This is a genomic window from Microbacterium sp. NPDC056057, assembly GCF_042266945.1.
GTDB lineage: Bacteria > Actinomycetota > Actinomycetes > Actinomycetales > Microbacteriaceae > Microbacterium > Microbacterium trichothecenolyticum_C.
The window spans coordinates 1,202,667-1,226,248 of sequence record NZ_JBHJWS010000001.1 but is presented as its reverse complement, the minus strand read 5'-3'; the positions used below and the strand labels follow the sequence as shown (position 1 = coordinate 1,226,248).

At 72.7% G+C, this 23,582-nt stretch carries 20 protein-coding genes; 18 read left to right on the top strand and 2 right to left on the bottom strand.

What is annotated here, in order from left to right; all coding sequences use genetic code 11:
- Positions 1 to 2 precede the first annotated feature (2 nt).
- From ACFC1K_RS05185 to ACFC1K_RS05125, 13 genes are all read left to right on the top strand, one after another.
- The gene (locus tag ACFC1K_RS05185; protein ID WP_375870734.1) at positions 3 to 1,367 is read left to right on the top strand and encodes an alpha-galactosidase; all 1,365 of its coding nucleotides are present in this window, start codon (positions 3 to 5) and stop codon (positions 1,365 to 1,367) included.
- A 142-nt stretch (positions 1,368 to 1,509) separates the two neighbouring features.
- Entirely contained in the window at positions 1,510 to 2,712 is a 1,203-nt protein-coding gene (locus tag ACFC1K_RS05180) for a Gfo/Idh/MocA family oxidoreductase (protein WP_310285861.1), read from the top strand.
- An 11-nt stretch (positions 2,713 to 2,723) separates the two neighbouring features.
- The gene (locus tag ACFC1K_RS05175; protein ID WP_375870733.1) at positions 2,724 to 3,941 is read left to right on the top strand and encodes a dihydrodipicolinate synthase family protein; all 1,218 of its coding nucleotides are present in this window, start codon (positions 2,724 to 2,726) and stop codon (positions 3,939 to 3,941) included.
- A 94-nt stretch (positions 3,942 to 4,035) separates the two neighbouring features.
- Positions 4,036 to 4,917 carry a sugar phosphate isomerase/epimerase family protein gene (locus tag ACFC1K_RS05170; RefSeq protein WP_375870732.1) on the top strand — a complete coding sequence of 294 codons (882 nt, stop codon included), beginning with the start codon at positions 4,036 to 4,038 and terminating at the stop codon, positions 4,915 to 4,917.
- A gap of 179 nt (positions 4,918 to 5,096) precedes the next feature.
- Positions 5,097 to 6,131: a LacI family DNA-binding transcriptional regulator gene (locus tag ACFC1K_RS05165; RefSeq protein ID WP_375870731.1), complete on the top strand. Its 1,035-nt coding sequence runs from the start codon at positions 5,097 to 5,099 to the stop codon at positions 6,129 to 6,131.
- A 90-nt stretch (positions 6,132 to 6,221) separates the two neighbouring features.
- On the top strand, positions 6,222 to 7,235 hold the full coding sequence (locus ACFC1K_RS05160; protein WP_375870730.1) for a LacI family DNA-binding transcriptional regulator: 1,014 nt from the start codon (positions 6,222 to 6,224) through the stop codon (positions 7,233 to 7,235).
- Positions 7,236 to 7,297: 62 nt separating this feature from the next.
- On the top strand, positions 7,298 to 9,064 hold the full coding sequence (locus tag ACFC1K_RS05155) for a CHAT domain-containing protein (RefSeq protein ID WP_375870729.1): 1,767 nt from the start codon (positions 7,298 to 7,300) through the stop codon (positions 9,062 to 9,064).
- 11 nt (positions 9,065 to 9,075) lie between these two features.
- A complete protein-coding gene (locus ACFC1K_RS05150; protein WP_375870728.1) occupies positions 9,076 to 9,423 on the top strand; it encodes a CU044_2847 family protein in 348 nt (115 codons plus the stop codon).
- 88 nt (positions 9,424 to 9,511) lie between these two features.
- A complete protein-coding gene (locus ACFC1K_RS05145; RefSeq protein WP_375870727.1) occupies positions 9,512 to 10,867 on the top strand; it encodes a Gfo/Idh/MocA family protein in 1,356 nt (451 codons plus the stop codon).
- Entirely contained in the window at positions 10,864 to 11,844 is a 981-nt protein-coding gene (locus ACFC1K_RS05140) for an NAD-dependent epimerase/dehydratase family protein (RefSeq protein ID WP_375870726.1), read from the top strand. The genes ACFC1K_RS05145 and ACFC1K_RS05140 overlap by 4 nt, the downstream gene beginning before the upstream one ends.
- Positions 11,841 to 12,740 carry a 5-dehydro-4-deoxyglucarate dehydratase gene (locus ACFC1K_RS05135; protein ID WP_375870725.1) on the top strand — a complete coding sequence of 300 codons (900 nt, stop codon included), beginning with the start codon at positions 11,841 to 11,843 and terminating at the stop codon, positions 12,738 to 12,740. The genes ACFC1K_RS05140 and ACFC1K_RS05135 overlap by 4 nt, the downstream gene beginning before the upstream one ends.
- A complete protein-coding gene (locus ACFC1K_RS05130) occupies positions 12,737 to 13,861 on the top strand; it encodes a mandelate racemase/muconate lactonizing enzyme family protein (RefSeq protein WP_375870724.1) in 1,125 nt (374 codons plus the stop codon). Before ACFC1K_RS05135 ends, ACFC1K_RS05130 begins: the two co-directional genes overlap by 4 nt.
- Before the next feature lie 157 nt (positions 13,862 to 14,018).
- Complete coding sequence (locus ACFC1K_RS05125; RefSeq protein ID WP_375870723.1) at positions 14,019 to 15,482, top strand: aldehyde dehydrogenase (NADP(+)); 1,464 nt, start codon at positions 14,019 to 14,021, stop codon at positions 15,480 to 15,482.
- 317 nt (positions 15,483 to 15,799) lie between these two features.
- On the opposite strand, the gene ACFC1K_RS05120 is transcribed toward ACFC1K_RS05125, so the two are convergent.
- Complete coding sequence (locus ACFC1K_RS05120; RefSeq protein ID WP_375870722.1) at positions 15,800 to 16,927, bottom strand: glycerate kinase; 1,128 nt, start codon at positions 16,925 to 16,927, stop codon at positions 15,800 to 15,802.
- A gap of 87 nt (positions 16,928 to 17,014) precedes the next feature.
- On the opposite strand from ACFC1K_RS05120, the gene ACFC1K_RS05115 reads away from it, so the two are divergent.
- Positions 17,015 to 17,707, top strand: coding sequence for a ThuA domain-containing protein (locus ACFC1K_RS05115; RefSeq protein ID WP_375870721.1), 693 nt, complete (start codon positions 17,015 to 17,017; stop codon positions 17,705 to 17,707).
- A gap of 201 nt (positions 17,708 to 17,908) precedes the next feature.
- Complete coding sequence (galE, locus tag ACFC1K_RS05110; protein WP_375870720.1) at positions 17,909 to 18,895, top strand: UDP-glucose 4-epimerase GalE; 987 nt, start codon at positions 17,909 to 17,911, stop codon at positions 18,893 to 18,895.
- Between the two features lie 61 nt (positions 18,896 to 18,956).
- On the opposite strand, the gene ACFC1K_RS05105 is transcribed toward galE, so the two are convergent.
- Entirely contained in the window at positions 18,957 to 19,952 is a 996-nt protein-coding gene (locus ACFC1K_RS05105; protein ID WP_375870719.1) for a LacI family DNA-binding transcriptional regulator, read from the bottom strand.
- 99 nt (positions 19,953 to 20,051) lie between these two features.
- Here ACFC1K_RS05105 and galT point away from each other — a divergent pair, with 99 nt between their 5' ends.
- The 3 genes from galT to ACFC1K_RS05090 all read left to right on the top strand — a co-directional run bounded on the left by galT (position 20,052) and on the right by ACFC1K_RS05090 (position 23,515).
- On the top strand, positions 20,052 to 21,248 hold the full coding sequence (gene galT / locus ACFC1K_RS05100) for a galactose-1-phosphate uridylyltransferase (RefSeq protein ID WP_375871152.1): 1,197 nt from the start codon (positions 20,052 to 20,054) through the stop codon (positions 21,246 to 21,248).
- The gene (gene galK, locus ACFC1K_RS05095; protein WP_375870718.1) at positions 21,245 to 22,441 is read left to right on the top strand and encodes a galactokinase; all 1,197 of its coding nucleotides are present in this window, start codon (positions 21,245 to 21,247) and stop codon (positions 22,439 to 22,441) included. Before galT ends, galK begins: the two co-directional genes overlap by 4 nt.
- A gap of 231 nt (positions 22,442 to 22,672) precedes the next feature.
- Positions 22,673 to 23,515: an alpha/beta hydrolase gene (locus ACFC1K_RS05090; RefSeq protein WP_310285900.1), complete on the top strand. Its 843-nt coding sequence runs from the start codon at positions 22,673 to 22,675 to the stop codon at positions 23,513 to 23,515.
- The last annotated feature ends 67 nt before the right edge of the window (positions 23,516 to 23,582 follow it).

Genomic DNA, 23,582 nt, shown 5'->3' with positions numbered 1-23,582 from the left:
CGATGACGCTGCGCAAGACCGCCACCCCGCCGATGGGCTGGAACAGCTGGGACTCCTACGGCACGACCGTGACAGAGGCCGAGGTGCTGGCGAACGCCGAGTTCATGGCCCAGCACCTGCTCCCGCACGGGTGGGACACGATCGTCGTCGACATCGACTGGGCCGACCCCACCGCCCGGTCGCACGGTTACAACGAGTCCGCCCCGCTCGTGATCGACGGGTTCGGGCGCGTCCAGCCGGACCCGGTGCGCTTCCCTTCGGCGGCGGGCGGTGCGGGCTTCGGGCCGCTCGCCGAGCGCATCCACGAGCTGGGGCTGAAGTTCGGGATCCACATCATGCGCGGCATCCCGCGGATCGCGGTCGATCGCGACCTGCCGGTACTGGGCGCCGAGGCGACCGCGGCGGGCATCGCGGATCCGCGCAACGTCTGCGAGTGGAACCCGCACTACGTCGGCCTCGACCACGGCACACTCGGCGCGGCGGCCTACTACCACTCGATCGCCGACCAGTACGCGCGGTGGGGCGTCGACTTCATCAAGGCCGACGACATGCTGTGGCCGTACCAGGCCGCCGAGATCGAGGCCCTCTCGACCGCGATCGAGACCGCGCCGCGGGACATCGCCCTGTCGCTGTCGCCCGGCCGCGACCTGTCGGCCGCCCATCTCGAGCACCTTCGCGCGCACGCCACGATGTGGCGCATCTGCGACGATCTGTGGGACCGATGGGACGACGTCGAAGCCAACTTCGCGCGACTGGCCCGCTGGGCGCCGTCGGCCGGACCCGAGGGCTGGCCCGACGCCGACATGCTGCCGCTCGGCCGCATCGGCATCCGCGCCGAACGCGGCGAGGCTCGCGAGGGTGCGCTCACGCTCGCCGAGCGCCGGACCCTCGTCACGCTGTGGGTCATGGCTCGCTCGCCGCTCATGATCGGCGGCGATCTGCCGACGAGCGCGCCCGAGACGATCGCGCTCTTCAAGAACGACGGCGTCCTCGAGATCCTGCGGGACTCCACGGGCAACCGCGAACTGCTGCGTGAGCGGGACCTCGTGATCTGGACCGCCGAGCGCGGCGAGACGCACTGGGTCGCCGTCTTCAGCACCGCCGACGAAGCGCGTGAGGTGCCGTTCGACACCCGCGCCCTCGGACTCGGACCCGCGCCGGCCGTCGTCGTAGACGTGTGGGATGCAGCTGGGCCCACGCGGCCAGAGGCTCCGCGTGACGCGCCAGCGGCGCGTGGAGGGGCCGTGGGGACCATTCCGGTCGAAGCCGTGCACGAGCAGTCCGATGCCGCGCGCAGCGTCGCACCTGGCAGCTCGGTCGTACGGGTCTCACTCGAGCCGCACGGGTGTGTGCTCTTGCGCGCCTGACCAGACGGTGGTCGGATGCTGCTGGGAAAGCGCTTGCGCCGCATCCGATCCCGTGTCACACTACTGGAAAGCGTTTACCCGCTCTCCGGTCCCGACCGCGAAGCCGGGTACCCACAGCCTTCAGAGCAGAAAGCAGGACCCCATGACTGACACGACTCTCGCCCCGGCCTCGGCTGAGGCATCCGTCCGTCCCGCCGTGCGTGAGATCGGCATCATCATGAACGGCGTCTCGGGCCGCATGGGCTACCGCCAGCACCTGGTGCGCTCGATCCTCGCGATCCGCGAGCAGGGCGGCATCGAGCTGCCCGACGGCACCAAGGTCACCGTGAAGCCGCTCCTCGTCGGTCGCAGCGAGGCCAAGCTCGCCGAGCTCGCCGCCAAGCACGGCATCGAGGACTACACGACCGACCTCGACGCCGCCCTCGCCGACCCGCGCTGGGAGATCTACGCCGACTTCCTCGTCACGAAGGCCCGCGCGTCCGCGCTGCGCAAGGCGATCGCCGCCGGCAAGACGATCTACACCGAGAAGCCCACGGCCGAGACGGTCGACGAGGCCCTCGAGCTCGCGAAGCTCGCGCAGGAGGCCGGCGTCAAGACCGGCGTCGTGCACGACAAGCTGTACCTGCCGGGCCTGCAGAAGCTCAAGCGCCTCATCGACTCGGGCTTCTTCGGCCGCATCCTCTCGGTGCGCGGCGAGTTCGGCTACTGGGTCTTCGAGGGCGACTGGCAGCCCGCCCAGCGCCCCTCGTGGAACTACCGCGCCGAGGACGGCGGCGGCATCATCGTCGACATGTTCCCGCACTGGAACTACGTGCTCGAGAACCTGTTCGGCGAGGTCAAGACCGTCTACGCGCAGGCCGCCGTGCACATCGCGGACCGCTGGGACGAGAAGGGCGAGCACTACACCGCCACGGCCGAGGACGCCGCCTACGGCATCTTCGAGCTCGAGGGCGACATCGTCGCGCAGATCAACTCGTCGTGGACGGTGCGCGTGAACCGCGACGAGCTCGTCGAGTTCCACGTCGACGGCACGCACGGCTCGGCCGTCGTGGGCCTGTTCGGCGCGAAGATCCAGCACCGCAACGCCACGCCGAAGCCGGTCTGGAACCCCGACCTGGCCGACGACCACGACTACGACGCCGACTGGGCCGAGGTTCCCACGAACGACGTCTTCCAGAACGGCTTCCGCCAGCAGTGGGAGGAGTTCCTCGTCTCGTACGTCGAGGGCACCGAGTACGAGTTCGACCTGCTGTCGGGCGCGCGTGGCGTGCTTCTCGCCGAGGCCGGCCTGCAGTCGAGCCGCGAGGGCCGCAAGGTCGAGCTGCCCACGCTGTCGCTGGACTGATCGGTCGACGGATGCCGAAGCTCACACTTCTCTCCGACGCCGGGGTCTTCTCCGCCGTCGAGCTGAACGAGTCCCCGGGCTACGCCAAGCCCGAGGGCCCGCTCCGCAGCCGCGTGGCGTACGCCGCCGCGCACGTCGTGCCGAAGACCTGGGCCGACAACACCCCGGCACAGCCGGCCGAGGTCGACTGGGACGCGACGCTGGACTTCCGCCGCGCGGTGTACTCGTGGGGTCTGGGCGTCGCCGACGCCATGGACACCGCCCAGCGCAACATGGGCCTCGACGCCGCCGCGACGCGCGACCTCATCGCACGCTCCGCGCAGGTCGCCCGCGAGGAGGGGGGCTCGGTCGTGGTCGGGGTCAACACCGATCACGTCGAGGCCGAGCGCATCTCCCTGCAGGAAGTCATCGACGCCTACAAGGAGCAGCTCCACTTCACCGAGGAGCAGGGCGCCGGCCCCGTGCTCATGGCGTCGCGCCACCTGGCGCGCGTCGCCGAGTCGGCCGACGACTACCGCCACGTCTACCGCGAGGTGCTGCAGTCCGCGACCGTGCCGGTGGTGCTCCACTGGCTCGGCACCGCCTTCGACCCGTCGCTCGAGGGCTACTTCGGTTCACCTGACTGGCGCGAGGCCTCGGCGGTGCTCCTCCAGATCATCGAGGAGAACGTCGACAAGGTCGCGGGCGTGAAGATGAGCCTGCTCGACGCCGCCTCCGAGGTGTCGGTGCGCGAGCGCCTGCCCGAGGGTGTGCGCATGTTCACCGGCGACGACTTCAACTACGTCGGCCTCATCGGCGGCCAGGACGTGCCCGACGCGACGCAGCCGGAGCGCAACCCCGAGAGCCCGCGTCAGCACTCCGACGCCCTCCTCGGCGCGTTCGCGGCGATCACGCCGGTCGCATCGGCGGCGATCCAGGCGCTCGACGCCGGCGATCCCGCCCGGTACCTCGAGATCCTCGGCCCGACCGAGGAGCTCAGCCGCCAGGTGTTCGCCGCGCCGACGTTCTACTACAAGACCGGCGTCGCCTTCCTGTCGTGGCTGAACGGCCACCAGCCGGCGTTCCAGATGGTCGGCGGGCTGCACTCGGCGCGCAGCCTTCCGCATCTGTCGCGCATCGTCGAGCTCGCGAACTCGTCGCTCGCCCTCGAGCGCCCCGAGCTCGCGGCGATCCGCTGGCACGGGATGCTGCGCCACAACGGCATCGATGTCCCCGGGGTGATCGCGTGAGCGCGGCCACCGCCACCGCCACCGCCTTCCGAGTGTGGTCGCCTGCTGGCGCGTCGGCGACCACGCTCGGAGCACGCCCGAAGGAGGGCCGCGCATGAACGCCCCCGACCCCCGCCTGTCGATCAACCAGGCCACCATCAAGTACGCCGACCTCGCGACCGCACTGCGCGTGACCGCCGAGGCGGGCGTGCAGGCGATCGGCCTGTGGCGCGAGCCCGTGCAGGAAGTCGGCCTGGCCACCGCGGCCTCGATGCTGACCGATTCGGGTCTGCGATTCACGACGCACTGCCGCTCAGGCTTCTTCACGATGCCCGAAGGCCCCGCACGTCGCGCGTCGATCGACGACAACCGCGTCGCGATCGAAGAGGCGGCGACGCTGGCCGCCGCCGGCGCTGAGGGCTCGACCGCGATCCTCGTGCTCGTCGCCGGCGGGCTGCCCGAGCGCTCCCGCGACCTGGTGGGCGCGCGCGAGCGCGTGCGCGACGCCATCGGCGAGCTGGCACCGGATGCTGCGGCCGCCGGCGTCACGCTCGCCATCGAGCCGCTGCATCCGATGTACGCCTCCGACCGCTGCGTCGTCTCGACGCTCGGGCAGGCGCTCGACATCGCCGCGGACTTCGACCCCGCCGTCGTCGGCGCCACCGTCGACACGTTCCACATCTGGTGGGACCCCGACGTGCTGGCCTCGATCGAGCGTGCGGGCCGCGAGGGCCGCATCGCGACCTACCAGGTGTGCGACTGGAAGACGCCGCTCGCAGCGGACCCGCTGCTCAGCCGCCACTACCCGGGCGACGGCGTCATCGACTTCGCGTCGCTGACCGACGCCGTCGAGGCGACCGGCTACGACCGCGACATCGAGGTCGAGATCTTCAACGAGGAGATCTGGGCCACCGACCCGCTCGTCGCCGTGCAGCGCACGGCCGCCGGGTTCGCAGCATCCGTCTCGCCCTTCCTTCGCACCCGCGTCGCGAGCTGACGAGGCTTCCGCGAGCTCAGAAGCGCTCGCGGGGCGCGCCGATCCACCGGCGTCCCCGCGGGCGCTTCGTCGTTGTGCGCCCGGCGCGGGGCATGTCGCCGCTCAACTGGGGAAAAAGCTGAGGGAAATCGCTTCCCAATCTATCGCCGGAACCGGACACAGGCTCTAGACTCTGGCCTGTGAGCGACATCATCGCGCCTACCCGAGGCGCCGCCACCCTTCACGATGTCGCGCGCGAGGCTGGGGTCTCGCTCGCGACCGCGTCACGGGTGCTCAACGGCTCGACGCGAAAGGTGGCCGAGAGCTACCGCGAGCGCGTCGAGACCGCCGCCGAGAAGCTCGGCTACACGGCCAATCTCTCCGCCCAGGCGACCGCGCGAGGCACCGCCGCCATCGTCGCGCTCCTGGTCGCCGACATCGCCGACCCCTATTTCGGTCAACTCGCCTCCGGCGTCGCGCGCGGCGCCGACGAGGCCGGCCTCGTCGTCACGATCGCGATCACCGAGCGCGATCCGCAGCGCGAGGTCAAACTGGTGCGGGCCCTGCGCGGACAACGACCGCGCGGCCTGATCCTCGCGGCCTCCCGTGTCGAAGGCCCCGATGCCGCCGGGCTCCAGGGCGAGCTCGAGGCGTTCTCGAACATGGGCGGGCGCGTCGTCGTCGTCGGTCCCGGCGGCGGCACGGCCCGTTCGGTCGCGGTCGACAACCACGGCGGGGCGGCGGCGCTCGGCGCGGAGCTCGCGGGCCTCGGCTATCGCGACGCGATCGTGCTCGCGGCCTCCGAGGGCATCCGCACGTCCGACGACCGCCTCGACGGGTTCACCGAGGGGTTCACGGGCGCCGGCGGAAACGTCCGCGAGGTGCGCCGCGCCGGCTTCACGCGCGACGCCGGCTATGCGGCCGCGTCGGAGCTGCTCGAGGGCGACGTGCCCGCGGGCACCCTGGTCTTCGGCATCAGCGACGTCGTCGCGATCGGCATCATGTCGGCCGTGCGTGACGCCGGACGCCAGGTCGGGGCCGACATCGCGGTCGCGGGTTTCGACGACATCGCCACGGGGCGCGACATCCGTCCGGGTCTCACGACGGTGCGCGTGCCCCTCGAGGACCTCGGCTACCGCGCCCTGCACGCCGCCACCGACCCGGAGTGGGATGCGGCCGAGCCGCAGCTCCCACTCGAGGTGATCGTGCGGGGCAGCACGCCGCCGCGCAGCTGACGCAGGCGGAGGTCGCCGCCGGCGGCGATATGGCCGGGTGAGGAAACGTTTCCGGGTAGGCTGAGCGCGCCGAGACCCAGGGAGACACGGATGCCTCGACCGCCCCGCGCCGATCGCTCGACGCGCGTCACCATCGCCGACGTCGCCGCCCGTGCGGGGGTGTCGCTCTCGACGGTGTCGCGCGCGCTCAACGGCAACCCCACCGTCGATCCGGCGCTCGCCGAACGGGTGAAGGCCGCCGCCGCGGAGCTCGACTACACCGCGAGCCCGGTCGCGCGCAGCCTCGTGCTGGGGCGCACGCAGACCGTCGCGGTGGTCGTGCCCGACCTCGGCAACCCGACGTTCCAGGCGATCCTGCGGGGACTCAGCCACGCCGCCGCGGCCGACGACTACCACGTGCTCGTCGCCGACTCGGCGGAGTCCGTCGAAGAGGAGCGCGTGCTCGCGGGCACGACGCGGCGGCGCACCGACGGCGTGATCCTCTGCGCGCCGCGCCTGCCGCAGGACGAGCTCGACCGGCTCGTCGGCGGCCTGCGGCCGGTCGTGCTCATCAATCGCGCCGCGGGCGACGTGCCGCACGTGCGCGCCGACTACCGCACGGCGCTGGCCGCCGAGCTCGCCCACCTCCACGGGCTCGGGCACCGGCGCATCGTCTTCCTCGCCGGCGCCCCCGGCAGCGTCGCCAACACCGCGCGCCTCGAGGCCATCGCGTCGTTCGTCGCCGAGCACCCCGACACGCACGTCACCGAGATCCCGTGCGGCGTCGACTTCGAGGCGGGTGCCGCCGCAGGTTCCGCGGTGCTGGCGTCAGGGGCCACGGCCGCGCTCGCCTTCAACGACCTCGTCGCGATGGGCCTCCTGAGCGCCGTGCAGGCGAGCGGATGCCGCGTACCCGAGGACCTCTCGATCGTGGGGTTCGACGACATCCCGTTCGCCCGGTACACGACTCCCCCGCTGACGACGGCAGCCGTGCCCGCGACGGAGCTCGGCGTGCAGGCCTGGGCGCGCATGCGCGAGCTGCTCGAGGGCGCCGAGCCGGGGCATCCGCTCACCGTCCTTCCCGAGCTGACCGTCCGCGGCACGACCGGCCCCGCCCGCGGCTAGCGCACCCAGGGGCGTTGCGGGGCACTGTCGCGTGTGCAGGAGCGGCGGGACAATGTTCGCAAATGGACCCCGCCGTCATGGAGCTGGAGATCGGGCCCGGACCCGAGCCGGGCTCGTACGTCACGCGCGTGCTGCGTTCGGTCGGAGGGGGTGAGCCGAGCGAACACTTCCGCCTCGACCTCGACGAGCTCGTGGATCGCCGGCCGTTGCTCGAGGCGAGCGTCCTGGCATCGGCGGTGTCGGCCCGCCGGGTGATGTCGGACTCCGAATCGGTGCTTCAGGACGTCGGACGGCGGCTGTTCGAATCGGCCTTCGCGGGAAGCGTGGGCACCGCCTACCGCACGAGCGTCGCCGTCGCGTCGGAGCGCGGCCTCAGCGTGCAGGTCGCGCTGCGCCTGACCGCGCCAGGATTGGCCGCGCTGCCGTGGGAGGCGCTCTACGACGCCGACACCGAGCGCTATCTGTGTCGCAAAGAGCCGCTCGTGCGGAACGTGCCTGCGGCCCACACCCCGGTCCTCACGATCACACCGCCGCTGCGGGTGCTCGGCATGATCTCGTCGCCGCGCGGCCTTCCGATGCTGGATGTGGAGCTGGAGCGCGCGCGGCTCGAGGACGCACTCGGACCGCACATCGCCGACGGACGCGTCGAGCTGAGCTGGCTGGACGACCTCACGTGGGACGGGCTGCACGCGAAGCTGCTCGCGGGCACGTGGCACGTGCTGCACTTCATCGGCCACGGCGCATACGACACCGCGACCGATGAGGGAGTACTCGCCTTCGTGGGTCGCGACGGGCGAGCGGATCACGTCACCGCATCGGCGCTCGCGGACCTGCTGGACGAGGCTGAGCCGACGCCGCGCCTGGTGGTGCTGAACTCGTGCCAGTCGGGCGCGGGCGGACCCACCGATCTGTTCTCGGGCACCGCCGCAGCGCTCGCGCACAGCGGCATCCACGCCGTCGCCGCGATGCAGTTCTCGATCAGCGACACCGCCGCGCTCGCCTTCTCACGAGGCTTCTACACGGCGCTGGCCCACAACCGCGGGATCGACGAGGCCGTGCGCAGCGGCCGGATCGGCATTCTCGGCGCCGGCCGCGGCACTCTCGAGTGGGTGACGCCGGTGCTCTATCTTCGCGGCGACGCCCACCTGTTCGACCTGGAGCCGGTGACGGCGGACGGCGCCGCGCAGCCCCGCGTGCCCGCTGGGGTCGACACGACCGATCCGCGGCTGCTCGCGGCGCCCGAGCGGGCCGCGGCGGAGCCCACGGCCGAGCCGGCCGAGCCGGCCGAGCGCGCCGAGCCCGCCGACCGGGATGGCGGCGCCGGGGCACGTTCTCCGCGCTCGAACAGGCGGAGGAGATGGGCGATCGTCGGGGCGGTGGTCGTGCTCGCGATCGGTGCGGCGGCCGCCGCGGTCGCGCTCGGGCTCAATCTGTTCGGCGCCGACCCCGGCGGGTCCGGCGACCAAGGAAGCACCGCCGAGCTCGCGGTCCCCCTCGACGTGGACTGGGTGGACGTCGGCCTGTACTGCACGCTCGGCGACGAGTTCGTGATCGAGGTGAGCGGACGCGGATGGCTCGACGAGACGGCCGACTCGCAGATCGGGCCGGAAGGCCTTCCGGAGGGCGAGCGGCCCGAGACGCGGGTCCTCGCCGACGCCAACACGGGTTCGGTCATCGGGAAGCTCGACACGACGCCGGAGATCTTCGCCATCGGGACCGGAACGACCTATTCGTGTCCGGCCCAGGGCGGCCTCCTGCTCGGCATCAACGACACGGACCTGGCGAACAACAGCGGCGAGTTCGGGGCCTTCGTCACTCTGAATCAGTAGGGAGGGCAGGCATGGGCACGAACCTGGTGGAGTTCCCGCTGGGCGACGGCGGATCGGTGATCATCGCCGCGGGCGGACCGAACAGCGGCCAGGACCCTGACGGGCCGGTCTTGCGCGGCCGCGTCTCGGAGGCTGTGGTCACCCAGGCGAGCGAGTCGTTCGAAACCGTGGTGCAGCGGGTGCAGCCTGCCGCGACCGCCCTCCTCGATGCGATCCGCTCGGGTTCCCACCCGCCGAGCGAAGTCACCGTCGAGTTCGGGATCGAGATGTCGGCGGACCTCGGCGCGGTGATCGCCTCCACGGCGGTGCAGGCGAACTTCAAGGTGTGCATCACCTGGCAGCGCGAGGCATCCCACTGAGTGCGCTTTCGTCGCGGCTCAGCTGACCTGACGGATGCCGACCGGACGTCGCGTGCTATCCTGAGAAAACGTTTCCTGAAGGAGTGAGATGAGCCACCGCAGGTATGCCCTCGTCGGCGCGGGACACCGCGCTCAGATGTACGTCGACGCGATCATCGGACGCTACTCCGACGACGCCGCCCTGGTCGCGATCTGCGAGCCGAACCCGGTGCGCGCGCAGTACTACGTCGACCGTGTCGTCGAGGCCGGCTTCGCCGCTCCCGCGGTCTACGGGCCCGACGACCTCGAGACGATGGTCCGCGAGCAGCAGGTGGACCGCGTCGTGATCTGCGCCCGCGACGACCTGCACGCCCCGCTCATCGTGCGGGCGCTCGATGCCGGTGCAGACGTCGTCGTCGAGAAGCCGCTCACCATCGACGGGCCCTCCGCGGCGGCCATCGAGGACGCGATCGACCGCACCGGCCGGGAGGTGGTGATCACGTTCAACTACCGCTACTCGCCGCGCAACTCCGCACTGCGTCAGGTCATCCAGGACGGCACCATCGGCGAGGTCACCTCGGTCGACTTCTCGTGGGTGCTCGACACCAAGCACGGCGCGGACTACTTCCGCCGCTGGCACCGCGAGAAGCAGCACTCTGGCGGTCTGCTGGTGCACAAGGCCAGCCACCACTTCGACCTCGTGAACTGGTGGATCCGCTCCGTCCCGCGCCGCGTCTACGCGTCGGGTGCGCTGCGGTTCTACGGCGCCGAAAACGCCGCCGCGCGCGGCCTCGGCGACCGTCCTTCCCGCGGCACCCACGACGGCGGCGATGCCTTCGAGCTCGACCTGCGTGACGACGAGCGTCTCACGGCGCTGTACCTCGACGCCGAGCAGCACGACGGCTACGTGCGCGACCGCGACGTGTTCGGCGAGGGCATCACCATCGAGGACAACCTCGCCCTCGTGGTCGACTACGCCTCCGGCGCCACCCTGTCGTACTCGCTCAATGCCCACTCGCCGTGGGAGGGCTACCGGGTCGCGGTCAACGGCACCCTCGGCCGCGCCGAGCTCGAGGTCGTCGAGCGCGGCGCCGTGCTCGCCGACGAGGGCCTGCACCCGGTGCTCGACCCGTCGGCCAGCGACGCCGGCACCACCGGGTCGCTCCGCCCCGAGGGCGAGCGCCTCCTCGTGCAGCGCCACTGGGAGGCCGCCTACGAAGTGCCGCTCGAGGGCAACAGCGACGGCCACGGCGGCGGCGACGCGCTCCTGCTCGCCGACGTGTTCGAGGGCCCCGGCGACGACCCGCTCGCCCGCCCCGCCGACTGGCGCGACGGCGTCCGCTCCATCGCGGTCGGCATCGCCGGCAACCGCTCCCTCGAGACCGGCCTCCCGGTGCAGGTCGCCGACCTCGGCATCCGCTTCCTCGCGAGCGACGCGGCGCGCGCCGAGGCCGTCCGGTCATGACGCGCATCGCCGTCACCGGCGGCGCGGGGCGCCTCGGTCGCAGCCTCGTCGCGGGACTCGCCGCGGCCGGGCACGAACTGGTCTCGCTCGACCGCGCGGTGTCCGAAGCGGGTGAGCTGAAGGGCCTCGAGCAGATCGCCGTGGATCTGACGGACACGGATGCCGCCACCCGCGCGATCGCCGACACCCGGGCCGACGCCCTCATCCACCTCGCGGCGATCGCCGTGCCGTTCAGCGCGCCCGAGGACGTCATCCTCCGCACGAACGCGACGATGGCGCTCAACGTGATGTCGGCCGGCGTCGCGGCGGGCATCCCGAAGATCGTGACGGCGTCGAGCCCCACCGTCCTCGGGTACAACTCGCCCACGGGCTGGCTCCCCGATCGGTTCCCCCTCGACGAGCAGACGACGCCGAAGCCGTGGAACGCGTACGCGCTGTCGAAGCACCTCGCCGAGCAGACGATCGCGATGCTGGCCCGCCAGACCGGCGATGCCACTCGCTTCGCGGCGTTCCGGCCGTGCTACGTCATCGCCCCCGAGGAGTGGCAGGGCGCACTCACGCAGCAGGGCCACACGGTGCGTGAGCGTCTCGCCGACCCCGCGCTGTCCGCGCCTGCGCTCTTCAACTACGTCGACGCGCGCGACGTCGCCACCTTCGTCGACACCCTGCTGGTCGCACTCCCCGAGATCCCGAACGCCGAGGTGTTCTTCGTCGGCGCCGACGACGCGCTCGCGCGCCGTCCGCTGGCCGAGCTGCTGCCTCAGTTCGTCCCCGGCACCGACGACCTCGCGGCGGAGCTCACCGGCACGGCGCCCGCGTTCTCGAACGCGAAGGCCCGGCGCGTGCTGGGCTGGCGCCCGGCCCACACCTGGCGCGGCGAGCTCGGCGAGCCCGCTCCCCACGCCGGCTCTGCGAACACGATCGGCTTCGACTCCGCCCCCACCACCGACTCCGCCCGAAAGGACGTGCTGGCGTGAACTTCGACGGCATCCTCTTCTTCCCCGTCACCCCGTTCGACGCCGACGGCCGCGTCGACGAGGGGCTGCTGCGGCAGCACCTCGACACGACCCTCGCGCACTCGCCCGGCGGCGTCTTCCCCGCGTGCGGCACGGGCGAGTTCCACGCCCTGTCGACCGACGAGGCGACGCGCGTCGTGCAGATCGCGACCGAGACCGTGGCCGGCCGCGTGCCGGTCGTCGCCGGCACCGGCGGTCCGCTCGGCCACGCGACGACCCTCGCGCGTGCCGCCGCCGACGCCGGAGCCGACGCGCTGCTCGTGCTGCCGCCGTACCTCGTCGGCGGCCCGCAGGCGGGACTCGTCGCCTACGTCGAGGCGGTGGCGGCAGCATCCGATCTTCCCGTCGTCATCTACCACCGCGGCAACGCGCAGTACTCGGTCGACTCGGTGCGCCGCCTGGCGCGGAACCCCAAGGTCGTGGGCTTCAAGGACGGCGTCGGCGACGTCGGCCTCGCGCAGCAGATCGTGCGCGCGGTCGCGGCCGAGGGGCGCGAGGACTTCGCGTTCTTCAACGGCCTGCTCACCGCAGAGCTCACGCAGGGCGCGTACCGCGGCATCGGCATCCCGCTGTACTCGTCGGCGGCGTTCGCCATGATCCCCGAGGTCGCGAACGCGTACTACCGCGCGTACGTCGACGGCGACGAGGCGCGCCGCGCCGAACTGCTCGACGGCTTCTACTCGCCGCTCGTCGCGCTGCGCGACGAGACCCCCGGCTTCGGCGTCTCGCTCATCAAGACCGGCCTGCGCCTGGGCGGCCTGCCCGTCGGGTCGGTGCGCGCACCGCTCGTCGACCCGACGCCGGCGCAGGAGGCGCGCCTTGCCGAGATCCTCGAGGCGGGGCGAGCACTGCTGTGACCTCCGCCTCGCCCTCGACGGCGGCCCCGCCCCGCACCACGATCGCCTCGTTCGACGCGCGCCTCGTGCGCGTGCCGCTGACGCGGCCCTGGGCGGCCGATGTGACCTCGGTCGGCGTCGTGGCCACCCATGTCGTGCGCTCCGACGGCGCCGAGGGCTGGGGCTTCTCGTGGACCCCGCAGATCGGCGCCGAGGCCGTGCACGCGCTGCTCGCACACGACATCACGGCGTGGGCGATCGGGCGCTCGGCCGAGCCGGGCGAAGGATGGCTGCCGCTCTGGGAGCACCTCCACGAGGCGGGTGGCGGCGGGATCACGACCATCGCGATGGCCGGGCTCGACCTGGCGCTGTGGGATGCCGCTGCCCGCGCCGACGAGAGGTCGGTCGCGCAGTGGCTCGGTCCGCAGCGCGAGAGCGTGCGCGCGTACGGGTCGGGCGTGAACCTGCACTACTCGACCGAGGAGCTGGTGGCCCAGGTGCGCCGCTGGGTCGACGCGGGCTTCGACGCCGTGAAGGTGAAGGTCGGAAAGCCCGACGTCGCGGAAGACCTCGACCGTATGAAGGCCGTGCGCGAGGTTCTCGGGCCCGACGGGCAGCTCATGATCGACGCGAACCAGCGGTGGGACCTCGATCGCGCGACGCGTTCGCTCGAGGTGCTCGCGGAGGTCTCGCCGGCCTGGATCGAGGAGCCGCTGCGCGCCGACGACCTCTACGGCCACTACGAGCTGTCGAAACGGCTGGCGGCGTCGAGCGCCATACCGATCGCTGTCGGCGAGAACCTGCACAACGTCTACCGGTTCGACGACTTCCTCCGCACCGGCGCCGCGCAGATCGTGCAGCCGAACATCGTCCGCGTCGGCGGCATCACCCCGTTCCTCGGGATCGCGGCCATCGCGGGCGTCTACGGAGCCGCCGTGCACCCGCACCTGCTGCCCGAGCTCTCGGGCCAGCTCGCCCTGTGCCTGCGCTCGGCGCCCGGAGTTCCCGAGCCCATGGCGGAGGATGTGGAGGACGCCGGTTTCGGCGCTCTCGGCGCGCTCCGCGACCCGTCGCCCGTGCGCATCGCCGACGGCGCCCTCACCGAGGTCCCCCACGCGGGCCTCGGCCTCCGCTTCTCCTGACCGCCTTCCCCCTCCCGCTCACCTGTCACGAAAGGCCGCCGCCCTCAGCAGATCGCGACAGGTGAACAGAGCTCACCGCCCGCTCACCTGTCACGAAACGCCTCCTTGATCAGCAAAATGCGACAGGCGAGCGGATGCGACGACGAAAGGAACCCCGATGACCACCACCACGACGACGACGACGACCGCTGAACTCGACGCCCTCGCGCAGGCCGCCGCCGCTGCGGCACCGATCTGGCGGGCGACGGATGCTGCGACCCGGGCCTCGTGGCTGCGCGCCGCCGCCGACGCGCTCGACGCGAACATCGACGAGCTCGTCGAGATCGCCGACGAGGAGACCCGCCTGGGCGACACGCGTCTGCGCGGCGAGGTCGGACGTACCACCGGGCAGCTCCGCCTGTTCGCGACGGTCGTCGAGGAGGGCTCGTACCTGGAGCTCACGGTCGATGACGCCGACCCGTCGGCGACCCCGCCCCGCCCCGAGCTGCGCCGCATGCTGACGGGCGTCGGCCCCGTCGCGGTCTTCTCGGCGTCGAACTTCCCGTTCGCGTTCTCGGTCGCCGGCGGCGACACCGCATCGGCCCTCGCGGCCGGCAACCCGGTCATCGTGAAGGCGCACTCGGGCCACCCCCGCCTGTCGGAGCGCACGGCGGCCATCGTCGCCGCGGCCATCGTCGAGGCCGGCGCGCCGGAGGGCTCCCTCGCGCTCGTCGAAGGCCGCGAGGCGGGCAACGCGCTGGTGCAGCATCCGTCCATCCAGGCCGCGGGCTTCACCGGCTCGCTCGGCGGCGGCCGCGCCCTGTTCGACCTGGCATCGGGGCGTCCCGACCCGATCCCGTTCTACGGGGAGCTCGGCTCGGTGAACCCCGTCGTCATCACGCCGGCCGCCGTCGCCGCGCGCGGCGAGGCCCTCGCGCAGGGCCTCGTGGGCTCGTTCACGCTCGGGGTCGGCCAGTTCTGCACCAAGCCCGGCGTCGTGTTCGTGCCTGAGGGCGCCGGCTTCGAAGACCTCGTCGCCGGCTTCGCGGCCGGCGCCGCGGGCGGACCGCTCCTCACCGACCGCATCACCGCGGCGTTCCCGTCGGGCATCGAGCACCTCGAGGCCGACCCTTCGGTGTCGGTCGTCGCTCAAGGGCTTCCGGCGGAGCCGGGGTCGGCGCAGCCGGTCGTGCTGTCGACGGATGCCGCGGCCGTCGCCGCGCGCCCCGAGACGCTGCTCGAGGAGTGCTTCGGTCCCGTGACGCTGCTCGTGCGCTACTCCTCGGACGAGGAGCTCCACGCCGCGCTCGAGGCCGTGCCCGGTTCGCTCACCGCGACGCTGCACTCGGAGTCCGGCGATGACGTCGCGGCAGTGCTCGAGGTGCTCACCCGCAAGGCCGGGCGCGTGCTCTTCGCGGGCTGGCCGACGGGTGTCGCCGTGACCTGGTCGCAGCACCACGGCGGCCCCTGGCCCGCGACGACGTCGCTGCACACCTCGGTCGGCGCGACCGCGATCCGCCGGTTCCTTCGGCCTGTCGTGTTCCAGGACGCCCCCGAGGTGCTCCTTCCCGAGGTGCTCCGGGACGCCGCACTCGCGACGCTCCCGCATCGTCGCAACGGCGTGCTCCACACCGGCCGCTGACGCGGTCCCCGCCCGCACGGCAGGAATGGTCGCGTCCGCCCGCGCGACACGGCCGTTCCCGCCAGCTTGAGGCCGCTCCGGCGCGGGAAGGTGTTACGGCGGGTCGCCGCCTCTGGCGTGGGGCGACCACAGATGCCACCGCCACGCGGGGCTTCGCGCCACGCCCGCGAAGGTGGCCTTTGCCGTCGCGGTGCCGCGGTCGCGGCGACACCGAGCGCCACCTCCACGCGGCCGCTCGCTGCGGCGGTGGCACGTGTGGTCGGCACGACCCGATCACGGCGGCCAGACGCGCCACCTCGGGTGTGCTCGAGCGCAACTCAGCGGGGCGCGAGCTCGCGCGCCAGCTGCGCGCCGGCCTCCTCGAGCCACCGCGCGGTCTCGGCCATCGCGGCCTCGCCGGAGCCCGCGAGCTCGGTGAGCGACGCCGTCGCGGCGAAGCCCGAGGTGTCGGCATCCGCCGCGATGCGGCCCGCCACCAGCGCGACCGGGACGCCCGCCGCCGCGGCGACCGCGCCGACGTGGGCGGGCACCTTGCCCGCCGCGGACTGACCGTCGTACGACCCTTCGCCCGTGACGACGACGGATGCCTCGGCCACCGCCGCGTCGAGCCCCACCAGCTCCGCGACCGCCGCCGAACCGGGCACGAGGCGCGCGCCCCACGCGAGCAGGCCGAACCCCGTGCCACCCGCCGCGCCGGCGCCCGGAGTCTCGGGGTCGGCGTCGACCAGCTGCGCGAGCCGCGCGAGCCCGGCGTCGAGCACCTCGATGTCGCCCTGTCGTGCGCCCTTCTGCGGGCCGAACACCGCCGCCGCTCCGCGGGGTCCGAGGAGCGGGTTCGTCACATCGCTGAGCACCGTCACACCGCCCGGCGGGAGCGGCGCCAGCCCCGAAAGGTCCGCCGCCGCCACCGAGCCGAGCCCACGTGCACCGGCGATGACAGGCCGGGCCGCAGCATCCGTGAATCGCGCTCCGAGCGCAGTGAGCATGCCGGTGCCGCCGTCCGTCGACGAGCTCGAGCCGATGCCGAGCACGAGTCGCGAGACGCCGTGCGCGAGGGCGTCGGCGATCGCCTCGCCGAAGCCGCGCGTGTGCGCGTCGAAGGCGCGCAGGCGCGGCGGGGTGCCGAGCAGCTCGATGCCGCTCGTGTTCGCGAGCTCCACGACCGCGGTGCCCTGCGGTGCGTCCGGGGTCGGCGGCAGCAGGACCCACGACGCCGCGACGGGCTCATCCTCGGGGCCGGTCACGGTCACCGGCATGCGCTGCGCGCCCGGAACCGCGGCCGCGAACGCGTCGACGGTGCCCTCGCCGCCGTCGGCCATCGGCATCAGCCGGAGCTCGCTGTCGATGCTCTCGCGGCGCCATCCGGTGGCGAGCGCCTCGGCGGCAGCCGCCGCGGCGATCGTTCCCTTGAACGAATCGGGGGCGATCACGACGGTGTGGGCCATGGCGTCATTCTCCTCGGGCGTGCACGGTGTTGTCGTTTCCGGCCGACACTGGCGCGGGAAAGCGTTATCCTGCAGATCATGGTATCCATGGAGCGACCGGAAGCCGAGTCCAGCCCACGCCGCGCGGTGATCGCCACCGGAACCGGCCGGTACGCCGACCCGTGGCATCCCTTCCCCGCGACCTCCTCCCGCATCGCCGACGCGCTGCGCGCCGACGGCTGGGACGTCACGGTCGACGACGATGTCGACCATGCGCTCTCGAGCCTCGACGGGTTCGATCTGCTCGTCGTCAACGCCGGCGACCCGTGGCGCGAGGGTGCGACCGAGCGGGGGCATGGCGCCGACCCCGCGGCGGACGCCGGCCTCCGCTCCGCGATCGCCCGCGGCATCGGGCTCGTCGCCGTGCACGCCGCGCTCTCGAGCCTGCGCGACCACCCCGCCTGGCGCGAGGCGATCGGCGGCGAATGGCAGCCCGGAGTCTCGTGGCATCCGCCGATCGGCGACGCGCGGGTGCGGGTCGTCGACGGCGATCACCCCGTGAGCGGAGGGATGCCGCACCTCGACGTCTTCGACGAGCGTTACAGCGACCTCGTGGTCGACGACGGCGCGCGCGTGCTCGCGGTGCACGACGTCGACGGCGCCGAGCACGCCGCCGTGTGGGTGCGGGAGGCGCCGACCCGCGCCGTCGTGTGCTCGCTCGGACACGACGAGCGCTCCTACGACGCCCCCGGACACATCGAACTGCTGGAGCGCGCGGCGCGCTGGGCCGCGCGGGTGTGAGGCTCGACACCGGTGCACAGAATCGGAGCTCTCGCGCGACACGCCGGATGACGGATGCCGCGACCCGGCGTGTCGGCCGAACCTCCGAGGCTGTTGCACGCCGAGAGCCCGGCCGACACCGGATTCGAGGTATCCGTCCGACCGGGCAGAATGGAGGCGGCGCCGCTCGGCGCATCCGCCCCCACCTGGATCCGGAGTGACATGTCCTGGCTCGTGACCGGAGGCGCCGGCTACATCGGCGCCCACATCGTCCGTGCGCTCGCAGATGCGGGCCTGAACTCCGTCGTGATCGACGATCTCTCGAGCGGGCACGCGTCGTTCGTGCCCGAGGGCGTGCCGTACGTGCAGGGCTCCATCCTCGACGGAGAGCTCGTCGAGCGCACCCTGCGCGAGCACGAGGTCGTGGGCGTCATCCACCTCGCCGGCTTCAAGTACGCCGGCGTCTCTGTGCAGCGCCCGCTGCACACCTACGCGCAGAACGTCGAGGGCACGCGCGTGCTCCTCGCCGCCATGCAGGCGGCGGGGGTGGCGAACCTGGTGTTCTCGTCGTCGGCCGCGGTCTACGGCACCCCCGACGTCCCGCTCGTCACCGAGGACCTGCCCAAGCGCCCGGCCTCGCCCTACGGCGAGTCGAAGCTCATCGGCGAATGGATCATCCGCGACCAGGCGATCGCGACGGCCGCGTCCGAGCACGCCCTCCGCTACACCGCGCTGCGCTACTTCAACGTCGTCGGCTCGGGTGACCCGTCGGTGTACGACACCAGCCCGCACAACCTCTTCCCGCTCGTGTTCGAGGCGCTGCTCGCGGGTAAGACGCCGCGCATCAACGGCGACGATTACGACACCCCCGACGGCACGAACGTGCGCGACTACGTGCACGTCGCCGACATCGCCGCCGCCCACGTCGCGGCCGCGCAGCGCCTGCTCGCGAACCGGCCGATCGAGCCCGCGTACAACCTCGGCTCGCAGAACGGCCTGAGCGTGCGCGAGATCATGAACGCGATGGCCCGCGTCACCGGCATCGATTTCACGCCCGAGATCGCACCCCGCCGGCCCGGCGACCCCGACCGCATCGTCGCCACCGGCGAGCTCGCGGCCCGCGACCTGGACTGGAAGAACCGCTACAGCGTCGACGAGATGGTCCGCACCGGCTGGGAGGCCCGCCGCGCCGCGACCCCCGCTCGGTGAGCGGAGGGCGCTCCGGCGCCCGAAGGCGAAACGCCTCGAGAATCCGGGATCGGAGGGGCGATCACACCCGCGCGGGCGCGGTGCTCTCGCGCACGACGAGGCGCGTCGGCACGGTCTCGAACGCGGCCGGGGTGCCGACCTCGATCCCGTCGACGAGCGCGGCGACCGCACGCGCGCCGAGGGCGTCGAAGTCCTGCCGCACGGTGGTGAGGGGCGGTCGGTAGTCGGCGGCATCCGCCACGTCGTCGAAGCCGACGACGCTCACGTCTCCCGGCACCGCACGCCCCGACTCGGCCACGGCGCGCAGCACGCCCAGCGCCATCTGGTCGTTGGCGGCGAAGACGGCGGTCGCGCCGGCATCGAGAAGCGTGGTTGCTGCGGCGAACCCGGATGCGGAGGTCCAGTCGCCGCGCACCACGGGCGGCACCGTGACACCCGCCGCCGACAGCGCGTCGCGCCAGCCGCGCTCGCGCTCGGCCGCGGCGAACGAAGCCTCAGGACCTGCCAGGTGGTGGACGGTCGCGTGCCCCAGCCCGAGCAGATACGCGACGGCTGAGCGGGCGCCGCCCGCGTGGTCGGTCTCGACCACGCCGAACCGGTCGTCGCGCGGCGAGTCGACCACCACCAGCCGGAGCCCCGCAGCGTCGACATCGGCTCCGCGGACGCGGGCCGTCGCCTCGTTCAGCACGATCGCCCCGTCCACGCCCTGCTCGGCCAGACGCTCGAAGGCCGCAGCGACGTCGCCGTCGGCGCCGAGCGTCACCACCGTGAGCGCGTAGCCGCGGGTGGCCGCAGCATCCGCCACCGCCTGCAGCATGCGGGAGTTGCCCACCGAGGCGAGCGTCGACACCACGAGCCCGATGGTCTGCGTGCGGCCGGTGCGGAGGGCCCGGGCTGCACGGTGCGGGCGGTAGCCGAGCTCCGTCATCGCCGACTCGACCCGCGCCCGGGTCTCGGGGTCGACTCGGGGGCTCGCGTTCACCACGCGCGAGACCGTCTGGCCCGAGACGCCCGCGCGCTCCGCGACGTCCGCCATCGACACGCGCCTGGCCGTCATGCCCCACCCCGATCCGCAGGATGCCGTCGGCGTCACGCCGGGGATGCAGCATCCGTGTTGACGATAACATAGCCGATTTGCTACCGTGTTGACGTGAACATGCCTCAGGACGACACCGTCGTGTCCGCCCAGGACCTTCCCGCCGAGACGCTCGGCGCGGGCGTGGTGAAGCGCCCGACCCGCCTTGCCGACGGGCGCGAGCTGATCTACTACGACGACCCCGAGACGACCCTCGGCCCCGACCGTGCGGTCGACGCGCGCGACCTCGCGCCGCGACCCGAGACCGCGACGATGCGCCGCGACGTGCTCACCGGAGACTGGGTGTCGGTCGCAGCGGCCCGGCAGAACCGCGCCTTCCTGCCGCCGGCGCACCTCGACCCGCTCTCCCCGCAGACGCCGACCAACCCGTCCGAGATCCCGTCGCTCTACGACGTGGCCGTGTTCGAGAACAAGTCGCCGTCGTTCGGACCCGCGCTCGCCGTCGCCCACGGCGATGCTCCCGCGGGCATCGACGCGCCTCACGACCTCGACGACCTCGTCGCGCCCGGTCTCGGCCGCACCCGCACGAGCGTGGGCCGCTGCGAGGTCGTGTGCTTCAGCCCCGAGCACTCGGGGTCATTCGGCTCGCTGTCTGCGACCCGCGCTCGCACCGTGATCGAGGCGTGGGCCGACCGCACCGCCGCGCTCTCGGCGCTGCCGGGCATCGAGCAGGTCTTCCCGTTCGAGAACCGCGGCGAGGCGATCGGCGTCACGCTCCCCCACCCGCACGGGCAGATCTACGCGTACCCGTACATCACCCCGCGCACGACGAGCCTGCTCGCCTCGATCGACCGCGAGGGGCCCGACCTGTTCTCCCGCATCCTCGAGTTCGAGCGCGCCGGCGACCGCGTGATCCTCGAGGGCGAGCACTGGACGGCGTTCGTGCCCTTCGCCGCGCGCTGGCCGATCGAGATCCACCTGCTCCCGCACCGCCACGTCGCCGACTTCGCCGAGACGACGGATGCCGAGCGCGACGAGCTCGCCCCGCTCTACCTGCGGCTGCTCCGGGGCGTCGACGCGCTCTACGACACCCCCACCCCGTACATCGCCGCCTGGCACCAGGCGCCGGTGCACCGCGGCCGCGACAGCGCGCGCCTGCACCTGCAGCTGACGTCGCCGCGCCGCGCGGCCGACAAGCTCAAGTTCCTCGCCGGATCCGAGGCCGCCATGGGCGCCTGGATCGGCGACGTCCCGCCCGAGACGGCTGCCGCGAAGCTGCGCGATGCCGTCGCATCCATCCCCGAGGAGACCCTGTGACCGCCACCGACATCCGCACCGCCGCCATCGCGCGCGCCCTCTTCGCCGCCCGCTTCGGCGCCGACGCCGTCGGCACGTGGTCGGCACCCGGCCGGGTGAACCTCATCGGCGAGCACACCGACTACAACGACGGCTTCGTGCTGCCGTTCGCGATCCAGCACCGCACCCACGTCGCCCTCGCTCCGCGGGCCGATGGCGTCTTCCGCGTGCGCGTCGCGTCGACCTTCGACGACGCGACCGTCGAGGTCGCCCTCGACGCGCTCGACGCGCTCTTCCCCGCGCAGCGTGACGACGTCCCCGAGTGGGCGCGCTACCCGCTGGGCGTCGCATGGGCGCTGCTCGCGGCATCCGGAACCGACCCCTCGACCGTGCCCGGCGTCGACCTCGCCTTCGCGTCGGACGTGCCGGTGGGCGCCGGCCTGTCCTCGTCAGCCGCGATCGAGGGTGCGACCGCCGTCGCCCTCGCCGACACGTGGGGCATCGACCTGGATCGCGTCGCGCTGGCGAAGGTCGGCCGCCGCGCCGAGAACGAGGCCGTGGGTGCGCCCACCGGGATCATGGACCAGATGGCGTCGCTCCTCGGCCGCGCCGACTCCGCCATCTTCCTGGACTGCCGCTCGCTCGACGCGCAGGTGATCGACCTCGGATTCGCCGGCGCCGGCCTCGAGCTCGTCGTCATCGACACCGGGGTGAAGCACTCCCACGCGACGGGCGGCTACGGCGAGCGCCGCGCCGCGTGCGAGCGCGGTGCGGCTGCCCTCGGCGTGCCCGCGCTGCGCGACGTCGGCGTCGACGACCTCCCGCGACTGGCTGAACTGGTCGACGACGTCACCTACCGTCGTGTCCGCCACGTCGTCACCGAGAACCAGCGCGTGCTCGACACCGTTCGCACGCTCCGCGAGGAGGGCCCGACCGCGATCGGCAACCTCCTCGTCGCGTCGCACGCGTCGATGCGCGATGACTTCGAGATCTCGGTCCCCGAGCTCGACACGGCGGTCGAGGCCGCGCTTGCGGCGGGTGCCGTCGGCGCCCGCATGACCGGCGGCGGCTTCGGCGGCGCCGCGATCGCGCTGGTCGCCCACGACAAGGTCCAAGCCGTGACGGATGCCGCCACCGCCGCCTTCGCGGCCGCCGGCTTCGCCGCTCCCACGATCTTCACGGTGACTCCGTCGGCAGGCGCCGCCCGCGACTGAGTGCTTCGGCGCGCCCATTCGTCGAGACCGGAGTTCCGCGCCGAGACCGAGGACGACGTCCCCGGTCTCGGCGCCAACGCCTCGGCTCGACGAGCGCGGGCGCGTGACACGCCTGAACGCCGTGTGAACGCTCGTGACGAGCGCGCGCAAGACACTGGCGAGGACGGGATGCCGCGGCCTAGCGTCGAACGCAGGGTCGCGGCATCCGTTCGCGATCCGGAAGGAGCGATCGTGGCGTACATCACCGTCGGGACCGAGAACTCGGTGGACATCGACCTCTACTACACCGACCAGGGACCGTCCGATGCCCAGCCCGTCGTGCTGATCCACGGCTTCCCGCTGAACGGCGAGTCGTGGGGCAAGCAGCAGGCGGCGCTGCTGGACGCCGGGTACCGCGTGATCGCGTACGACCGCCGCGGATTCGGGCAGTCGAGCAAGGTCGGCTCAGGGTTCGACTACGACACGTTCGCCGGCGACCTGCACGCGCTCATCGAGGACCTCGACCTCCACGACGCCGTGCTCGTCGGCTTCTCGATGGGCACGGGCGAGATCGCGCGCTACCTGTCGCGCTACGGCAGCGGCCGCGTCGCGAAGGCGGCGTTCCTCGGGTCGCTCGAGCCGTTCCTGCTCATCACGGACGACAACCCCGACGGGGCCGGTCCGCAGGAGTTCTTCGACGGCATCGCGCAGTCCGTGCGCGACGACCGCTACGCCTTCATCGCCGGTTTCTACAAGGACTTCTACAACCTCGACGACACGCTGGGTTCGCGCATCTCGCAGGAGGCGCTCGACGCGAGCATCCAGGTCGCTTCGTACGCCGGCAACACCGCGATCGCCGCGGCGCCGCTGACCTGGCCGACGGACTTCCGCGCCGACATCCCCGCCGTCGACGTCCCCACGCTCATCCTGCACGGCACCGCCGACAACATCCTGCCGATCGACAAGACGGCCCGGCGCTTCAAGGAGCTGCTCCCCGACGCCACGTACGTCGAGATCGAGGGCGCCCCGCACGGCCTGCTGTGGACCCACGGCGCCGAAGTCAACGAGGCGCTGCTCGCCTTCCTCAACAGCTGACTCGTCCCCCGAGCCGCGAGAGTGCAGCTGGTCGCCGAGATGTAGGGAACCACCCACACTCTCGTCC